The sequence below is a fragment of the Trichothermofontia sp. genome, from assembly GCF_053493415.1.
The window spans coordinates 1-14,043 of the sequence record NZ_JBRCAD010000010.1 but is presented as its reverse complement, the minus strand read 5'-3'; the positions used below and the strand labels follow the sequence as shown (position 1 = coordinate 14,043).

Genomic DNA, 14,043 nt, shown 5'->3' with positions numbered 1-14,043 from the left:
TTAGTTAATTGTAAAGAGCTATCAATAATCAGCAACAAATCAGCAACAAATCAGCAACAAGGGGGGGATGGCTTTCAACACTCCAGCCCCGTCCACCCCCGATCGCGGTCTGACTCGCTAGGATCAGAATAGTTCTTTGAGCATCGATGACACGCGCACGATCACGGCGGGAAGGGGGAAATGGCAACGCAGACAGCAGTGATGGAGGCAGTCACCGCCCTGAACTATCGGGTGACGATCGGGGACGTGGCGGCAAAATCGGGTTTGGAACTCGCTACCGTGCGGCAGGAGTTGACCTCTTTGGCGGCGGCGGCGGGGGGACACCTGCAAGTGGCCGAATCGGGGGAAATCGTTTACGAGTTTCCGAGGAATTTCCAGAGCATCTTGCGGGACCGCTCCCGGCGATCGCAGATGCAAGCCAGATTGCAAAAACTCTGGCAGATCATTTTTTACCTCATTCGCATCTCCTTTGGCATTGCCCTCGTCATCTCGATCATCATTATCTTCACGGCCATTATCATCCTCGTATTTGCCCAACAAAGTCAGGAGGGAGAAGAGCGGGAGCGGCGATCGGATGGCGGGGATCTCTTTTTCCTCTGGCAACTGCAACGCTATAGCTACCTGCTCTCCCAGTGGTCCTTATTTTTTGAACCCTTTGATGATGATCGCCGCCTAGCCAAGCGCCGCCCTAAACCCCAGGCCGAAGGTAACAAACTCAATTTCCTGGAAGCCGTGTATTCCTTCCTCTTTGGGGATGGCAACCCCAATGCTGACCTGGAAGATCGCCGCTGGCAGATGATCGCCACCACGATTAGGAACCATCAAGGTGTGGTTGTCGCTGAACAGATTGCCCCTTATCTGGATGATCTGGGATCGCAATCGGATCAGGAATACGAAACCTATATGCTGCCCGTGTTGGCTCGGTTTGATGGGCGTCCCCAGGTCAGTCCAGAGGGCGGCTTGGTCTATCATTTCCCCGCCCTGCAAGTAACGGCAGAGCAGAGCCAATCCCAACGCGTACCAGACTATCTACGGGAACACCGCTGGCCCTTCACCCAAGCCACGCCGGGTCAGGCCACGGGGGTGATCATTCTCGCGGCGGTCAATCTGGGGGGTGCCCTGATCCTGGGGGGGTTACTGCAAGTGAATCCCGCAGAACTGGAAGGGTTTATTGGGCTGGTACGATCGATGTATTGGCTTCTCTTGGGTTATGGGGTTGGCGTTGTGGTGGTCCCGATCGTGCGCTATGTTTGGCTACAACTGCGCAACCAACGGGTAGAAGCCCGCAACCGGATGCGATCGCAGCGCACTATCCCACTCCAAGCGCCTAGCCCAGATCTTGAACGGAAACAACTGTATGCCCAGCAATTTGCGACCGAAGTCGTGATTCGCGATCGCGATATTATTTACACCACCGATCGCGATCTCATCGAACAGGAGGCCGAGCAGCAAGAAAAAATCGAGGCTGAGGCCCGGTACCGCGAGGGCACCAACTCCTAAGCGGCTGTTTTAAGAAGATCGCGGTTAAAACCGCGACTACGAACCTCGACGTTGGGCTGTCCTAAGGGTTGCTTCGCGTTTGTAGTGGCGACTTCAGTCGCCCAAACGGCTGGTTTCTAGACTTTTCCAACCCCTGCTAAGCGGCTGTGGTCGCCGGGGGGATCGTAATGAAACGCCAACCTTTCTCGCACCTGATGCGATCGTGAATTTGATATCGTGACCTAATAGGTGTTTTTCCTAACTTGTTCGTGGTGGCTGAATCCTGCCCAATTTACCGAGGAGACGATCGTGAGTACCGAGACCCTACCCCATCCCCCCACCGTTGAGAGCCAGCCCCCCTCCCTGGAGCAAACGGCGGCCTTTGATCAAACCGTGATGGGGACCTATGCCCGTTTCCCATTAACCCTGATCCGTGGCCAGGGTTGCCGGGTTTGGGATGCGGCGGGTAAGGACTATCTCGACTTCGTGGCGGGGATTGCCACCTGTACCTTGGGCCATGCCCATCCGGTGATGGTGGAAGCCGTGACGCGGCAGATGCAAAAGCTCCACCATGTTTCTAACCTCTATTACATTCCCGAACAGGGTGCCCTGGCCCGTTGGTTAGTTGATCATTCCTGTGCCGATCGCGTCTTTTTCTGCAATTCCGGAGCCGAAGCCAATGAATCGGCGATCAAACTGGCCCGCAAATATGCCCACACGGTGCTGAATATCGACCACCCGATTATCCTCACGGCCCAGGCCAGTTTCCACGGGCGCACCCTCGCCACCGTCACCGCCACCGGCCAGCCCAAGTACCACCAGCATTTCTCCCCCCTCGTCCCCGGCTTCCACTACATTCCCTACAACGATGCAGATACCCTACAACGGGCGGTTGTCGAACTCAACCAGGGCCAGCAACGCACAGCGGCCATCCTCCTGGAACCCGTGCAGGGGGAAGGGGGGGTTCGTCCGGGCGATCGCGACTATTTTCAACTAGTGCGCCAGATTTGCGATGAAACCGGGATGCTATTAATCCTGGATGAGGTGCAAACGGGGGTGGGCCGCACGGGTAAGTGGTGGGGCTATGAGCACTTGGGCATTGAACCGGATATCTTCACCAGTGCCAAGGGCCTCGGCGGCGGGATTCCGATTGGGGCGATGTTGTGCAAATCCACCTGCGATATTTTTGAGCCGGGGGAACACGCCAGCACCTACGGCGGTAATCCCTTTGCTTGTGGGGTGGCCCTCGCGGTATGCCAAACCCTGGAGCGGGAAAACCTGCTGGCCAATGTGGCGGCACGGGGACAGCAATTGCGATCGGGTCTCGAACAAGTGGCCCAACGCTATCCCAACCATCTTGCCGGGGTGCGGGGTCGAGGCTTGCTCAATGGCTTGGTCCTCCAAGAGGGGACTGCATTAACAGCGGCGGCGATCACGAAGGCGGCAATCGCGGCAGGTTTGCTCATCGTCCCGGCAGGCCCCCAGGTGGTGCGGTTTGTGCCCCCATTGATTGTGAGCGAGGCGGAGGTCGAGGCGGCGATCGCGGCCCTAGGACAAGCCTTAGCCACCCTCATTGCCTAGTGCAGCCCATCCTCAAGGCTGTAACGTTGCCGTAGGCAGCGTTTGCAGTGCTGGTGTTAGCTGGCCGCGACTCCAGTCGTTACGACTCATGTTGTGAACCTTGATGTCTACAGGACTAGGGACCGGTTGCATCAACAACGCGGAATAATCACGCGCCTAGGGAGCATGGGTGGGCGGCCTTACTCATCGGGTTGGGATGGGACAGGGGGGGCTGCCAGCCAGCGTTCCACTAGGTAGCGGGTGAACCGTACCCCCTGGCGATCGACGGTTTCCGTTTGGTAGTGAATAAAGCCAAATTTCTGAAATACCCCTAGGCTGAACTCGCTGACCTCCGCATAGAGGCGTGGTAAGCGCTGGTCTTGGGCGTGCTGCACAATCGTCTGCACCAGTGAGGACCCAATACCCTGACGCGCAAAGTGGGGGTGAACATACAGGGATGCAACATGGCCAGTGGCCCCAATGCCCGCAAAACCGGCGATCGCGCCAGCCTTCGTAGCAACATAGGTCGTCACCCCTAGAATAAACCGTTGGAATTGGGGCAAATCGGTAGCAAAGGCTGCCCAAGCTGCTGTTTGGGCAGGGGTGTAGGCTTGGGGCGCAGTGGCGAGGACGCTCTGGTAGTAGAGGTCGGCCAAGGCTGGGACATCCGCTGGTTGGGCACAACGGATTTGCAGCGGGGATGGGTTTGCGGTCATGGTGGAATAGGAACTCCTTTGGGTGGGATACAGCCGTTCCCTCTCTAGTGAAGTCCTGTTAAGCCTTGCGAACCAGGGGCTTAAGCCCCTGGTCTGTACCTCACCGGGTATGGAGGTGCTGTAGACCTTGGAGGCATCTTCCCAGATCAAAAAGGGGGCTTGGGGTGCTTTTAAATTGAGGGCCATACGGGAATGGGGTTTAGGAGGAGTGGTCATGGAGTGAGACATCCCCGAACAAGAGTAGGCTGGGCCTCTGGCCCGTCAATTATCTTGCCAGTCAGAAAGTTGCCATCAAAACGGAATGAGGAAGGGGCAGAAATCTGCCCCAGCGTCGCACTTAGCAGTCGCTCCTACCTGAGATCGGCAGTGACACAGGCGAAGGGGCTTGGGGGAACCCCAGCCAACGCAACGACCGCCTCAGGAGTTGACTTAGGTCTATCAAGATTTAACCTATCATCGACTTCAGTCTATATCAAAAACGCTAGGAATGTTACCCCCGGAACAGCCAATTTTGAACGAATTGTCAAATTCAGGCTATAAGCCAAACTTTTTATTGAGAATTTTCACGTTCAAATTCATTTATATAAATATTCAGCCTAGAGAACGGTTAATCCCTGGCGACGGGTGGGGTTGGGGGATGAGGGGGACGGTAGCAGTGGCAGCTATGCCTATACGCCGGTTATGTGTCGCTACCGCAGGCTGAACTCACCCAAGGGGAGGCAGAAAAGCTCATCTGCTAGGGCATCCGGATTAGAAATCAACCCCGCGCTTTAGCTCAACCCCCTGGTTAGCATAATGCTTATGACAGAATACCTCCGAGTGGACACTGGCCAATTCAAAGTAGGCGGGGGGATTCAGGCAACGTCCGGTAATGATCACTTCGGTAAAGCGAGGTTTGCGTAGGAGGGTCTGGACGATCGGCTCTTGGGGCAAAAGTTCCAAATCGACGGTGGGGTTCAGTTCATCCAAAATAATGGTTTTGTATAGCCCAGAGGCGATCGCGGCTCTGGCAATTTCCCAACCCCGTTCGGCTTCGACGTAATCCAGTTCCTGCTGTTGGCCCCGCCAGACGATCGCATCCCGGCCACAGCGCTGATGATCCACCAGATCGGGATAGCTTTGCCGCAGGGCCGCGATCGCCGCATCTTCGGTATAACCCGCCCCGCCCTTGAGCCACTGCATGATCAAAACCCGGTGGGATTTATCCTGGCTAATGCCCCGCCCGATCGCCTGCAATGCCTTACCCAGGGCGCTGGTGGATTTCCCTTTGCCACCGCCGGTATAGATTTCCAGACCCTCAATGCTGTGGGCGCAGGTCTGTTCATCCACGGATTGCACGGGGCGCATTTCCGAATGTAGGTCCGCAATCTCGCGCAGGGGAGCCGGGGCCGATCGGCCCGTGGCAATAATTTCCAAATGTTCCGGCTTATTTTTAAGGGTTTGCACCACCTCATCCACCGGCAATAACCCCAGATCCAACACCGGGTTGAGTTCATCCAACACCACCACGGAATACAGCCCAGAGGCGATCGCCCCCTTGGCCACATCCCAACCCCGTTGGGCTTCCAGGCGATCGAAGCGGCCAATCTCATCAGGGCCAAAAAATTCCGCCCGCCCCGTACTCACCTGGTCAATCAGATGGGGAAACCCGCGCCGCAGGGCCTCGATCGCCGCATCTTCGTCATAGGTGCGCCCCGGTCCCTTCAGAAAGCGCAGCAGCAGCACCCGACTTTCGCGGGCGGATTGAATCCCCAGACCAATCGATCGCAGCACCACCCCCAGCGCTGCCTGGGATTTCCCCTTGCCCAACCCATCATAGACATGGATCTGACCCACCAAGCGTTCTGGGCGAACCTGGACTGTCCGGATACCTATCCCCGTGCGGGTGGTGGTTGTGGTCATGCCTGCTTACTCCCGCGCTGCCAACTGTGCAGCAACAAGTCTAACAGCATTATAGAGACAAGCGTTCAGGTTTAAGGGCGGCTCACCCAGCCTCACGCTTGGCCCTTAACCAGGCCCGCAGAGCGGCTTATCTAGTTTATGACGCCCCACCTATCGGGGACTGGCGGTAGCTCTTGTTCTACCCGTGCTATGGGAGATCGCGCGACGGTGGGGGTTTGGGCTGCCTGACCTTGCGGAAAAATTGGGTAGACGGTTGGGAGACGATCGCAACGCGACGCCGGGGTTGGGCAGGGTTGTCTCAACGGCTTGCATAGAGATGCAAGGGTTCCTGGATAAATCGGATATATAGGTGCTTCAGGGACGATCGCAGGATACGGGGCATCCCAAAGTCAATGGGCACTAGGCGATCGGGCAGTCGCCAATCCGTGACCACCAATGCCGACGGATGCAGGTGGGGGAAGTCCACCGTCGTTAAATCCGGACACAACCCTAACCGTTGGGCGGCTGCCACCGTGGGGACTTGGGCTGGGTTTACCTGGAGAATCTCAACCCAGGCACGATCGAGGGCAAACACATTGGCCGATGCGCCCAGAATGCCGAGGAATCGAGGCTCACCGCCACTGGGGCCGTTCCCCTCGTGGGCGATAATGCCATCAGCGATCGTTAAATCTGGCCCGATCGCCCGCGCCGTTTCCACCAACATTTCCCCAAACCGGGCGGCATCCTTCCCGGCTTCCAAATGCCACCAGGCCTTCATCTTGCCGGGAACACAGCCAAACAGGTTCTTCACCCCCAGGGTAAAGGTGAGTTGACAGTGGGATTTCACCTTGGGCAGGTTGATGACGCGATCGGCAGTCATGGCTTCCTTGGACAGGCGCAAGTGATTAAACGTCTCGCTAACGGTTTCGTAGCGATGTCCCCGGAACTCCACCACGGGCAAATTGAGCGATTCTAACCAGGGTTGATAGCCATTGGCGATCGCAACCCCCCGCGCTGATCCAAAGGCGGGAGCATCCCCCAGGAAGGGATCGCCCCCGGCCTCGCGCACCAATGCCGCCACACAGGCCACCACTTCGGGCCGCGTGACACATTCAGCCGTGGGCCGGGAGCCAGTGAGCAGGTTGGGCTTAAGCAACACGCGATCGCCCGGTTGCACAAAGGCCCCCATCCCTCCCAACGGAGCCAGCAAGGCTTCAATGGCAGCCCGCAGGGCCGGGAGGTCATAGGAATCGGCACGAAGTAAACTCACAGCGGTCATGCGATCATCCTCGTTAGGGGGAGTAGGAAAAGGGTGTGACAGGCAAGATGCCTATCCCACAAGCATTGTGACATATTCACCCTGACTGATTGGGGACAGACGGGGGCAGGTTGTGCCGATAGCTGAGTTGCAGACCCTGGCGATCATGGGAGCTAGTCGTCTGCCAAGGTTAATGGGGTAGGTTGGGTCAAGCCCAGTGCGACCCAACCAGGCTAGTCAATGTGTTGGGGCTCGCAGGCTCGACGCCAAACACCCCATCCTCTTAGACATGACACCCTACTAGTGCTTGCCAGTTCGTGAATAAATACAGTATACTTGTACTAAATTCAGGAATTGAGGCAACCAATTCGGTGTGATGAGTCCCGTGATCGGCTTACCCATTTTGGATGCAGGTACCCATGATGCAGATTGGTCGTTTCTTTTCACTTCAGCAGGGTCGGGTGGGGCAATATCTTTCCCCACGGGTGTTAGTGGTTCGTACGCCCTTCCGATCACCAGCGGCAGGGGAGGGGGCCACGGAGACTTGTTATGTGGGCTTCGATCGCCTGTCCTTGGCGCAGCAATTTGCTCAACGTCTAGCTTTACTCGACTGTCGTTTTCAAATGGGTTTGGGGCGGCAATTGCCCTATCCCTATGAAGTGCAAGTCTTCAACCCCGGCCATCTAGCCCGCATACTCGCCCGTTGGGAGCGCCAAACGCGATCGGCTGCGGTTAACGCTAACCAGGGAATGGGCGATCGGGCCAAGGTCCCCATTGGGGCAGGTCCATCCCGATCCGGCCCCCCCCAATTGATCGCGAGCTAGCCGTCGCGCCTGTATGTGTGGCAGGCAGGATGCCTACCCCACAAGAGCCAGCAAATCTAAAATCTAAAATCCCAAAATCTAAAATCCCACCTGGCCCAATGCCTCCCCCGCTCTTATTTTGGCCTACCCCCTCTCTAGTCCTTCATTCCGGTGCGACCCATGCAAAAACATTACATCCTCACCCTCGACCCCACGGCTAAGTATGAATGGGATCGTTGTACCCTGCGTGATCCCATGACGGCAGCACATCCCGATCTAGCCCAATTGGTGCGTGACGCCGTGGGCGAAGCCAGTGGCAATTATCTCGTAGCCATTAAATTAGAGGTAGACGTGTTAGAGCGAACGCCTGTTCTGGCCGAGGATTTGCGCCCAACCGCCCGCCGCCCGCATCCGGAGGAACGGCCCGTCGTCCCGGTGGAGCGTCCAGCCGAACGGCTAACCGCTGCCCGATTCCGGGATGGGGAGACGCCAAAACGCATCGTTGAAGCCCCACATCCGGTGGAAGTACCCAGCCCGCCCCCCAATCACCAGTTAGCTGCGGTGTAGGGTTCAGTTTGGGGTATGCCCCACCCCACGGATTATTAGCATTCCTGCTACAGCCCTTCCCTCTCTAATGAAGTACGGAATGAAGTCCTGTCAAGTCTTGTGAACCAGGGGCTTAAGTCCCTGGTCTGTACCTCACCCAGTATGGAAGGGCTGTATTTCTCCCATTGAACCGCCAGAGGTTTTTATGAAACTACGTCTTGAGCAATACCCCGATGCGATCGCCCAGGCAGCCCAAGCCGCTAATGAACTGGACTACCAAATTGCCGAAGTGAAGCAACAGTTGGCCAACCTGGAGGCCCAGGCCGATGTGGTGGTTGCCTTTGACAGTGACCTGAAAAACGACTTCCAGCGCAAGGCCCGCCGCCATGAAGTCTTGCAAGCCAATCCGGCCTATGAACCGACCCAGGAACGCTTTTTGCAGTTGACTACTGAGAAAGCAAATGCCCTAGCGTATTTGGAACAACTGCGTAACCGTTTTAGTGTGGCTAAGTTGGAAACTCGCTTGCGCATTGTCCAGCAATTGACTGGTTTAGAAAGTCGTGAATTGGTGGGATTGTAGTCAATATCGTCACCGCACGGAAAGGCGGGGCAATTCCTAAGCCAGACGATTGAGAACCTAGTTCACCGAGCCATTGCTATGCCCTACAGTAGCTCCTTGAATTCTGGCCGATCGTGGAGTTGTTTGAGCAAGGCTTTAATGTCCTGGGTGCGCTCTCGATGGACAACTAGGGTAACCTTATCGACCCGTACAACGACCAAATCATCCACACCCAAAGTTGCGATGACTTCTTGGGCATCCTGGGCAAACACAATATTGCGATGGGCATCGAGACTAAGATGATTCGCGAGGGTAAGATTCTCTGCCCGATCGCGGGGATTGGCCGGTAGCCGGGCGATCGCATTCCAATCCCCCAGATCATCCCAGTCAAACTGGGCAGGGATGATGCAGGCGCGATCGGTTTTTTCCATCACCGCATAGTCGAGGCTGATCTTCGGTAAATTTGGGTAGGCATCCAGGCCAGCCTGTTCCAGTGCCGCCAACAGGTCGGGCGCATGGCGACGGAATTCGGCCAACATAACGCCCGCCTGGAAGATAAACATCCCGCTATTCCAGGTGTAGGGGCAGGTTTCGGTACCATCGGGTTGGCGTTGCCGACTGGCCAGGAAGGTCGTTGCGGTCGCCTGATCCGGTTTTTCCGTGAAGCGCTGCACCCGATAGGCCGGTAGGGATTGATAGGTGCCCAGAAATTCCCCCTGTTCAATATAGCCGTAGCCAGTTGCCGGGTAAACGGCGGGAATCCCCAGGGTGACGATCGCCGCTTCCTGCTGCGCCAGCGTGATCGCCGCAGCTAGGGTGCGTTGAAAGGCCGCCACATCCCCGATCCAATGGTCTGCTGGAAAACACCCGACGATCGCCGTTTCGCCGACCTGACGCACGATTTCCAAAGTGGTCCAGGCGACGGCTGGGGCCGTATCGCGACCTTCGGGTTCTGCTAGCACCTGGGGGGTGCGTAGTTCGGGTAATTGCGATCGCACGCCTGCCGCGATCGGGGCTGCCGTGACCACCCAAAGGGTCTCCCAATCCTGGCTAACCGTTAGCAGCCGCTCCGCCGTGTTCTGCAACAAACTGCGGCCACTCCCATCTAGGCTGAGAAATTGTTTGGGATGGTGACTGCGGCTCAAGGGCCAAAAGCGTTCGCCCTTACCCCCCGCCAGGATAACCGGGATAAACAGACCATCGGGGTTCATTGGCATGGCATCTCCTCAACAGGTGTTATTAATCATGGGCGATTCAGGCGCTAGAAGCTAGTCATGCGGGCCGATGGTGTCGTCAAGGGTGATCGCGTGACCGCCCGATGGTGCGATCGCCATCAGCACGCCCCGCTCGGCCCCCAGGTGCCAACTCCCTTGGCAGACTACCCTTGACGAACCGGGAGGTCGCTGTTATACCCTCCTCAAGCATTCGGCAGCAAGGGTCTCTTGCCTAAGCGGAATGCCATCTTCTCTCTCACATCCTTCTCACATCAACACCTATGAAGCGTTCCACGCATCGGTTGCTCGGACAGGGTTTCGGGCGATGGCCAACGGGCAGCCGTAGCACCCCAACTGAGGCACACATCGCCAGACCCGGGCAAACGGCCCTTGACTTAAGCTGGCTCTGGGTACCGATCGCGGTTCTGTTGGTCACGGCTTCCCCCGTGGCCGCCAATCCCGATCCGGTTAATCCCAGTGAGGGCAGTTCTAGTACCCTTGCGCCAAACAGCGGGCCAAATCGTGAGCTACCGGGAGACGCGCTAGCTAACCCCGATCGCAATGACCGCAGTCCAGTCCTCCTGCCCGTACCGATGCAACCTCCCATGAGCCGGGGGTTAGATGAACGCCAACTCTCCGATCTGGTGGACGATCGCATCGCCGCCAGTGCCTTTCTCCGCGATCGCATCCAGGCGGAGGTCGATCGCGCCTTTAGTCATACCTTGCCCGTACAAACGGCTTTGCTAGTCTTGTTGGCCTTGGCCCCTTCGGCGGCAGCTTGGGGTGCATGGCGGCTCCTGCGCAAGTTGGGGGAAAAGACAACGACGGCCCAGCAGGAAATCGCCAGCCTGAGCCAAGACGCGGTTTCGACCCTGAAGTTGGCGATCGCCGATGGCCAGGGGGTGCTGGATAATCTCAGCAAGCAGACCCAAATGGCAGAATTTAAGGTTGAGCAATTGCGCACGCGGGCCGAGGGCCAGTTGCAAAAGCTGGTCGAGGAGATTCGCCGGGAAAACCACCAAATTCGCCAGGATTTAGCCAAGGTCCTCCCCACCCTCACGGCAGACCCCATCCTGTCCCCTGCCCGTTCCCCTGAAATTCAAGTCCATACCCAGGAAACCCTCGAGGCGATCGCGGCTTCCCCTGGGGCGGCCAGTTTTGTCGCAGCGGCCACGGCAGATAGCCTGGAAGCCACAGAAGATACCTTTGGCGAAGGCGTTCAGGCCCGATGCCTCTACCTGATGAGCCAGGGGAACAGCCATTTCCAAGCCGGTCGCTATGCCGAAGCCTTGGCCTGCTATGACCAGATCACCCAACTGCAACCCAACGAGGCCGAAGCGTGGCACAATCGCGGCACCAGTTTGGCGAAGCTCAAGCGCTGGGATGCGGCGATCGCGGCCTACCAGCAGGCAACCGCGCTGGCCCCAGACTATGCGGAAGCCTGGTTCAACTGGGGCAGCGTTCTGTTGAGTCAGCAGCAGTATGAAGCGGCCCTGCGTTGCTACGATCAGGCGATCAAATATCGGCCCAATTATGCTGAAGCTTGGCATAATCGGGGGAATGCGCTGGTGCAATTGCAACGGTATCAAGCGGCGATTACGGCCTACGAGCGGGCGACGGAAATCAATCCGAACTATGGGGATGCGTGGCAGAATCGGGGCAGTATGCTGGCCAAACTGCGGCGCTATCCCGACGCCCTCGGTTGCCTGGAACGGGCGGTGGCCCTCAAGCCCCAGGATGCGGATCTCCGGTTCACCCTAGCCAACTTGCTGGTGCAATTGGAGCAGTACGAAGCGGCCCTGGCTGCCTATACCGAAGTGGTGCAACACCAGCCCAGCCATGCGCCTGCCTGGTTAAACCGGGGTCATGTGCTGATGCAACTTCACCAGTACAAAGCTGCCCTCACCTGCTACGAACAGGCGTGCCAACTCAACCCGGCTGATCCCGATCCCTGGTATCGGCAAGGCCATGCCCTGTTTGAACTGCGCCGCTATGAGGAAGCGCTGGTGGCCTATGATTGGGCGATCGAGCGTCAGCCGGACTATCCGGAAGCTTGGAATAATCGCGGCAATGTGTTGGAGCGGCTGAACCGCTACGAGGAGGCGATCGCGGCCTATGATCATGCCATCCAACTGAATGCCAATTACTACTACGCCTGGGATAATCGCGGTTATACCTTGGCTAAGATCGGGTCCCACCAGGAGGCGATCGCCAGTCTCGATCGTGCCCTGGACCTGCGTCCGGACTATGCCAATGGCTACTACAACCGGGCCTACTGCTATGCCGTGCAGGGGGATATGCCCGCCGCGATCGCCAACCTCCAACGGGCGATCCAACTCAATCCCTTCTACCAAAGCCTGGTCAAGGCCGATCCCGACTTTGCCGCTGTGCGGGCCACGACCGAATTTCAGGCCTTGCTCCAGCCTACCCTCAACCGCGAACCCCAGCATGCTGCTTAGACGGCCTGTTACCGCTTCGCCAGGGTGGGGGCAGTCGGAGCCGTTGCACAGAGGGGAAAACCGAGGGATTCCCGTTGCTCCAGGTAGAGTTGGGCTGCCTGGCGGGCTAGGTGGCGGATACGGCCAATATAGCGGGTGCGCTCGGTAACCGAGATAACGCCCCGCGCATCGAGCAGGTTGAAGCTATGGGAACATTTGAGAATATAGTCCAAGCTGGGTAGGACCAAATGCCGCTGAATCAGTTGGGTGGCTTCCTGTTCATACAGGCCAAATAGGGTGAACAGTAGCTCCGGATCGGCGGCTTCAAAGTTATAGGTGCATTGCTCGATTTCACCTTGTAAATGGACATCACCGTAGGTAATGCGATCGTTCCATTGGATTTTGGTGAAAGCATCCACGGATTGCAAATACATCGCTAACCGTTCCAGACCATAGGTAATTTCGATCGCCACAGGCCGGCAATCAATCCCGCCACACTGCTGGAAGTAGGTAAATTGGGTAACCTCCATGCCATCAAGCCAGACTTCCCAGCCGACGCCCCAGGCACCCAGGGTGGGCGACTCCCAGTTATCTTCGACAAAGCGCACGTCGTGTTCTTCCGGCTGGATACCCAAAACCCGCAGGGAGTTGAGGTAGATATCCTGAATCTGCGGTGGTGAGGGTTTGATCAGGACTTGGTATTGGTAATAGTGCTGATAACGGTTGGGGTTTTCGCCATAACGGCCATCGGTGGGACGGCGGCAGGGTTCCACATAGGCCACGGACCACGGTTCCGGCCCGATCGCCCGCAGGAAAGTATGGGGACTCATGGTGCCTGCGCCCTTTTCAGTATCGTAGGGTTGCACAATCAGGCAGCCCTGTTCGGCCCAAAATTGGTGTAAGGTGGCAATCACCGACTGGAAGTTCACGCCCAACTCCTGTATTTTCACGTGTTCAATGCAACTCGCCTATTTATTGTGCCCTGGATGGGGACGGTGCGATCGCGGGTGTGATGTAGCGACATTGTGACGAGCGCGTGCTATCGTGGCGCACGTGTGAGAAGTGTAGTTGGATTTATGAATAGCCGTAGCCGCAGGGTTGGATCGCTGTCTGTGTTGGTGTTGCTGCTGTGGGGGCTGGCGTCTAGGGGGGTGGCGCAGCCGATCGTGCCAGCGGCGGATGGGACGGGGACGATGGTTTTGCCCAATGGGGAGCGTTTCGATATCCAGGGGGGGCAGTTATCGCCCGATCGCTTGAATTTGTTCCATAGTTTTTTGAAGTTTGGGTTGGATGCGCATCAGATTGCAAATTTTCTGTCGCAGCCGGGGATTCAGAATATTTTGGCGCGGGTGACGGGGGGGGACCCGTCGGTGATCAATGGTTTGCTGCGGGTGACGGGGGGCAATTCTAATCTTTATTTGATGAATCCGGCGGGGATTTTGTTCGGGCCAACGGCGCGGTTGGATATTCCGGCTTCGTTGGTGGCGACGACGGCGACGGCGGTGCAGTTTAAGTCGGGGGTGTTTGCAGCGGTAGGGCAACCGGATTATGGGGCGATCGTGGGGGCACCGTTGGGGTTGGCGTTTGCG

12 protein-coding genes are annotated in these 14,043 nt (G+C 57.4%); 7 read left to right on the top strand and 5 right to left on the bottom strand.

Going from position 1 to position 14,043, the window contains the following annotated elements; all coding sequences use genetic code 11:
• Positions 1-180: 180 nt before the first annotated feature.
• Complete coding sequence (locus ACWIUF_RS00880; RefSeq protein WP_448570285.1) at positions 181-1,500, top strand: hypothetical protein; 1,320 nt, start codon at positions 181-183, stop codon at positions 1,498-1,500.
• A 288-nt stretch (positions 1,501-1,788) separates the two neighbouring features.
• Positions 1,789-3,060 carry an acetylornithine transaminase gene (locus ACWIUF_RS00875; RefSeq protein ID WP_448570284.1) on the top strand — a complete coding sequence of 424 codons (1,272 nt, stop codon included), beginning with the start codon at positions 1,789-1,791 and terminating at the stop codon, positions 3,058-3,060.
• Between the two features lie 179 nt (positions 3,061-3,239).
• On the opposite strand, the gene ACWIUF_RS00870 is transcribed toward ACWIUF_RS00875, so the two are convergent.
• From ACWIUF_RS00870 to ACWIUF_RS00860, 3 genes are all read right to left on the bottom strand, one after another.
• Positions 3,240-3,755, bottom strand: coding sequence for a GNAT family N-acetyltransferase (locus tag ACWIUF_RS00870; RefSeq protein ID WP_448570283.1), 516 nt, complete (start codon positions 3,753-3,755; stop codon positions 3,240-3,242).
• A 750-nt stretch (positions 3,756-4,505) separates the two neighbouring features.
• Positions 4,506-5,657 (bottom strand): cob(I)yrinic acid a,c-diamide adenosyltransferase, encoded by a 1,152-nt coding sequence (locus ACWIUF_RS00865; protein ID WP_448570282.1) that lies wholly within the window; start codon positions 5,655-5,657, stop codon positions 4,506-4,508.
• Positions 5,658-5,955: 298 nt separating this feature from the next.
• Positions 5,956-6,915: a DUF362 domain-containing protein gene (locus ACWIUF_RS00860; RefSeq protein WP_448570281.1), complete on the bottom strand. Its 960-nt coding sequence runs from the start codon at positions 6,913-6,915 to the stop codon at positions 5,956-5,958.
• Positions 6,916-7,313: 398 nt separating this feature from the next.
• Here ACWIUF_RS00860 and ACWIUF_RS00855 point away from each other — a divergent pair, with 398 nt between their 5' ends.
• From ACWIUF_RS00855 to ACWIUF_RS00845, 3 genes are all read left to right on the top strand, one after another.
• The gene (locus ACWIUF_RS00855; RefSeq protein ID WP_448570280.1) at positions 7,314-7,718 is read left to right on the top strand and encodes a hypothetical protein; all 405 of its coding nucleotides are present in this window, start codon (positions 7,314-7,316) and stop codon (positions 7,716-7,718) included.
• A gap of 159 nt (positions 7,719-7,877) precedes the next feature.
• Positions 7,878-8,264: a hypothetical protein gene (locus ACWIUF_RS00850; RefSeq protein ID WP_448570279.1), complete on the top strand. Its 387-nt coding sequence runs from the start codon at positions 7,878-7,880 to the stop codon at positions 8,262-8,264.
• Between the two features lie 184 nt (positions 8,265-8,448).
• Positions 8,449-8,823 carry a hypothetical protein gene (locus tag ACWIUF_RS00845; RefSeq protein ID WP_448570278.1) on the top strand — a complete coding sequence of 125 codons (375 nt, stop codon included), beginning with the start codon at positions 8,449-8,451 and terminating at the stop codon, positions 8,821-8,823.
• An 83-nt stretch (positions 8,824-8,906) separates the two neighbouring features.
• On the opposite strand, the gene ACWIUF_RS00840 is transcribed toward ACWIUF_RS00845, so the two are convergent.
• The gene (locus ACWIUF_RS00840; protein WP_448570277.1) at positions 8,907-10,019 is read right to left on the bottom strand and encodes a mannose-1-phosphate guanylyltransferase; all 1,113 of its coding nucleotides are present in this window, start codon (positions 10,017-10,019) and stop codon (positions 8,907-8,909) included.
• Positions 10,020-10,297: 278 nt separating this feature from the next.
• Between ACWIUF_RS00840 and ACWIUF_RS00835 the strand changes: the two genes are divergently transcribed.
• Entirely contained in the window at positions 10,298-12,475 is a 2,178-nt protein-coding gene (locus tag ACWIUF_RS00835; RefSeq protein WP_448570276.1) for a tetratricopeptide repeat protein, read from the top strand.
• A gap of 8 nt (positions 12,476-12,483) precedes the next feature.
• Here the strand turns inward: ACWIUF_RS00835 and glyQ are convergent, their stop codons facing one another.
• Positions 12,484-13,383 (bottom strand): glycine--tRNA ligase subunit alpha, encoded by a 900-nt coding sequence (gene glyQ / locus ACWIUF_RS00830; RefSeq protein ID WP_448570275.1) that lies wholly within the window; start codon positions 13,381-13,383, stop codon positions 12,484-12,486.
• A 147-nt stretch (positions 13,384-13,530) separates the two neighbouring features.
• Between glyQ and ACWIUF_RS00825 the strand changes: the two genes are divergently transcribed.
• Positions 13,531-14,043: two-partner secretion domain-containing protein (locus tag ACWIUF_RS00825; RefSeq protein WP_448570274.1), on the top strand; the 513-nt coding region annotated here is incomplete at its 3' end.

Coding starts and splice junctions, on each gene's coding strand:
- ACWIUF_RS00880 (WP_448570285.1), top strand. CDS start 181: ATGGCAACGCAGACAGCAGTGATGGAGGCAGTCACCGCCCTGAACTAT.
- ACWIUF_RS00870 (WP_448570283.1), bottom strand. CDS start 3,755: ATGACCGCAAACCCATCCCCGCTGCAAATCCGTTGTGCCCAACCAGCG.
- ACWIUF_RS00865 (WP_448570282.1), bottom strand. CDS start 5,657: ATGACCACAACCACCACCCGCACGGGGATAGGTATCCGGACAGTCCAG.
- ACWIUF_RS00860 (WP_448570281.1), bottom strand. CDS start 6,915: ATGACCGCTGTGAGTTTACTTCGTGCCGATTCCTATGACCTCCCGGCC.
- ACWIUF_RS00855 (WP_448570280.1), top strand. CDS start 7,314: ATGATGCAGATTGGTCGTTTCTTTTCACTTCAGCAGGGTCGGGTGGGG.
- ACWIUF_RS00850 (WP_448570279.1), top strand. CDS start 7,878: ATGCAAAAACATTACATCCTCACCCTCGACCCCACGGCTAAGTATGAA.
- ACWIUF_RS00845 (WP_448570278.1), top strand. CDS start 8,449: ATGAAACTACGTCTTGAGCAATACCCCGATGCGATCGCCCAGGCAGCC.
- ACWIUF_RS00840 (WP_448570277.1), bottom strand. CDS start 10,019: ATGCCAATGAACCCCGATGGTCTGTTTATCCCGGTTATCCTGGCGGGG.
- ACWIUF_RS00835 (WP_448570276.1), top strand. CDS start 10,298: ATGAAGCGTTCCACGCATCGGTTGCTCGGACAGGGTTTCGGGCGATGG.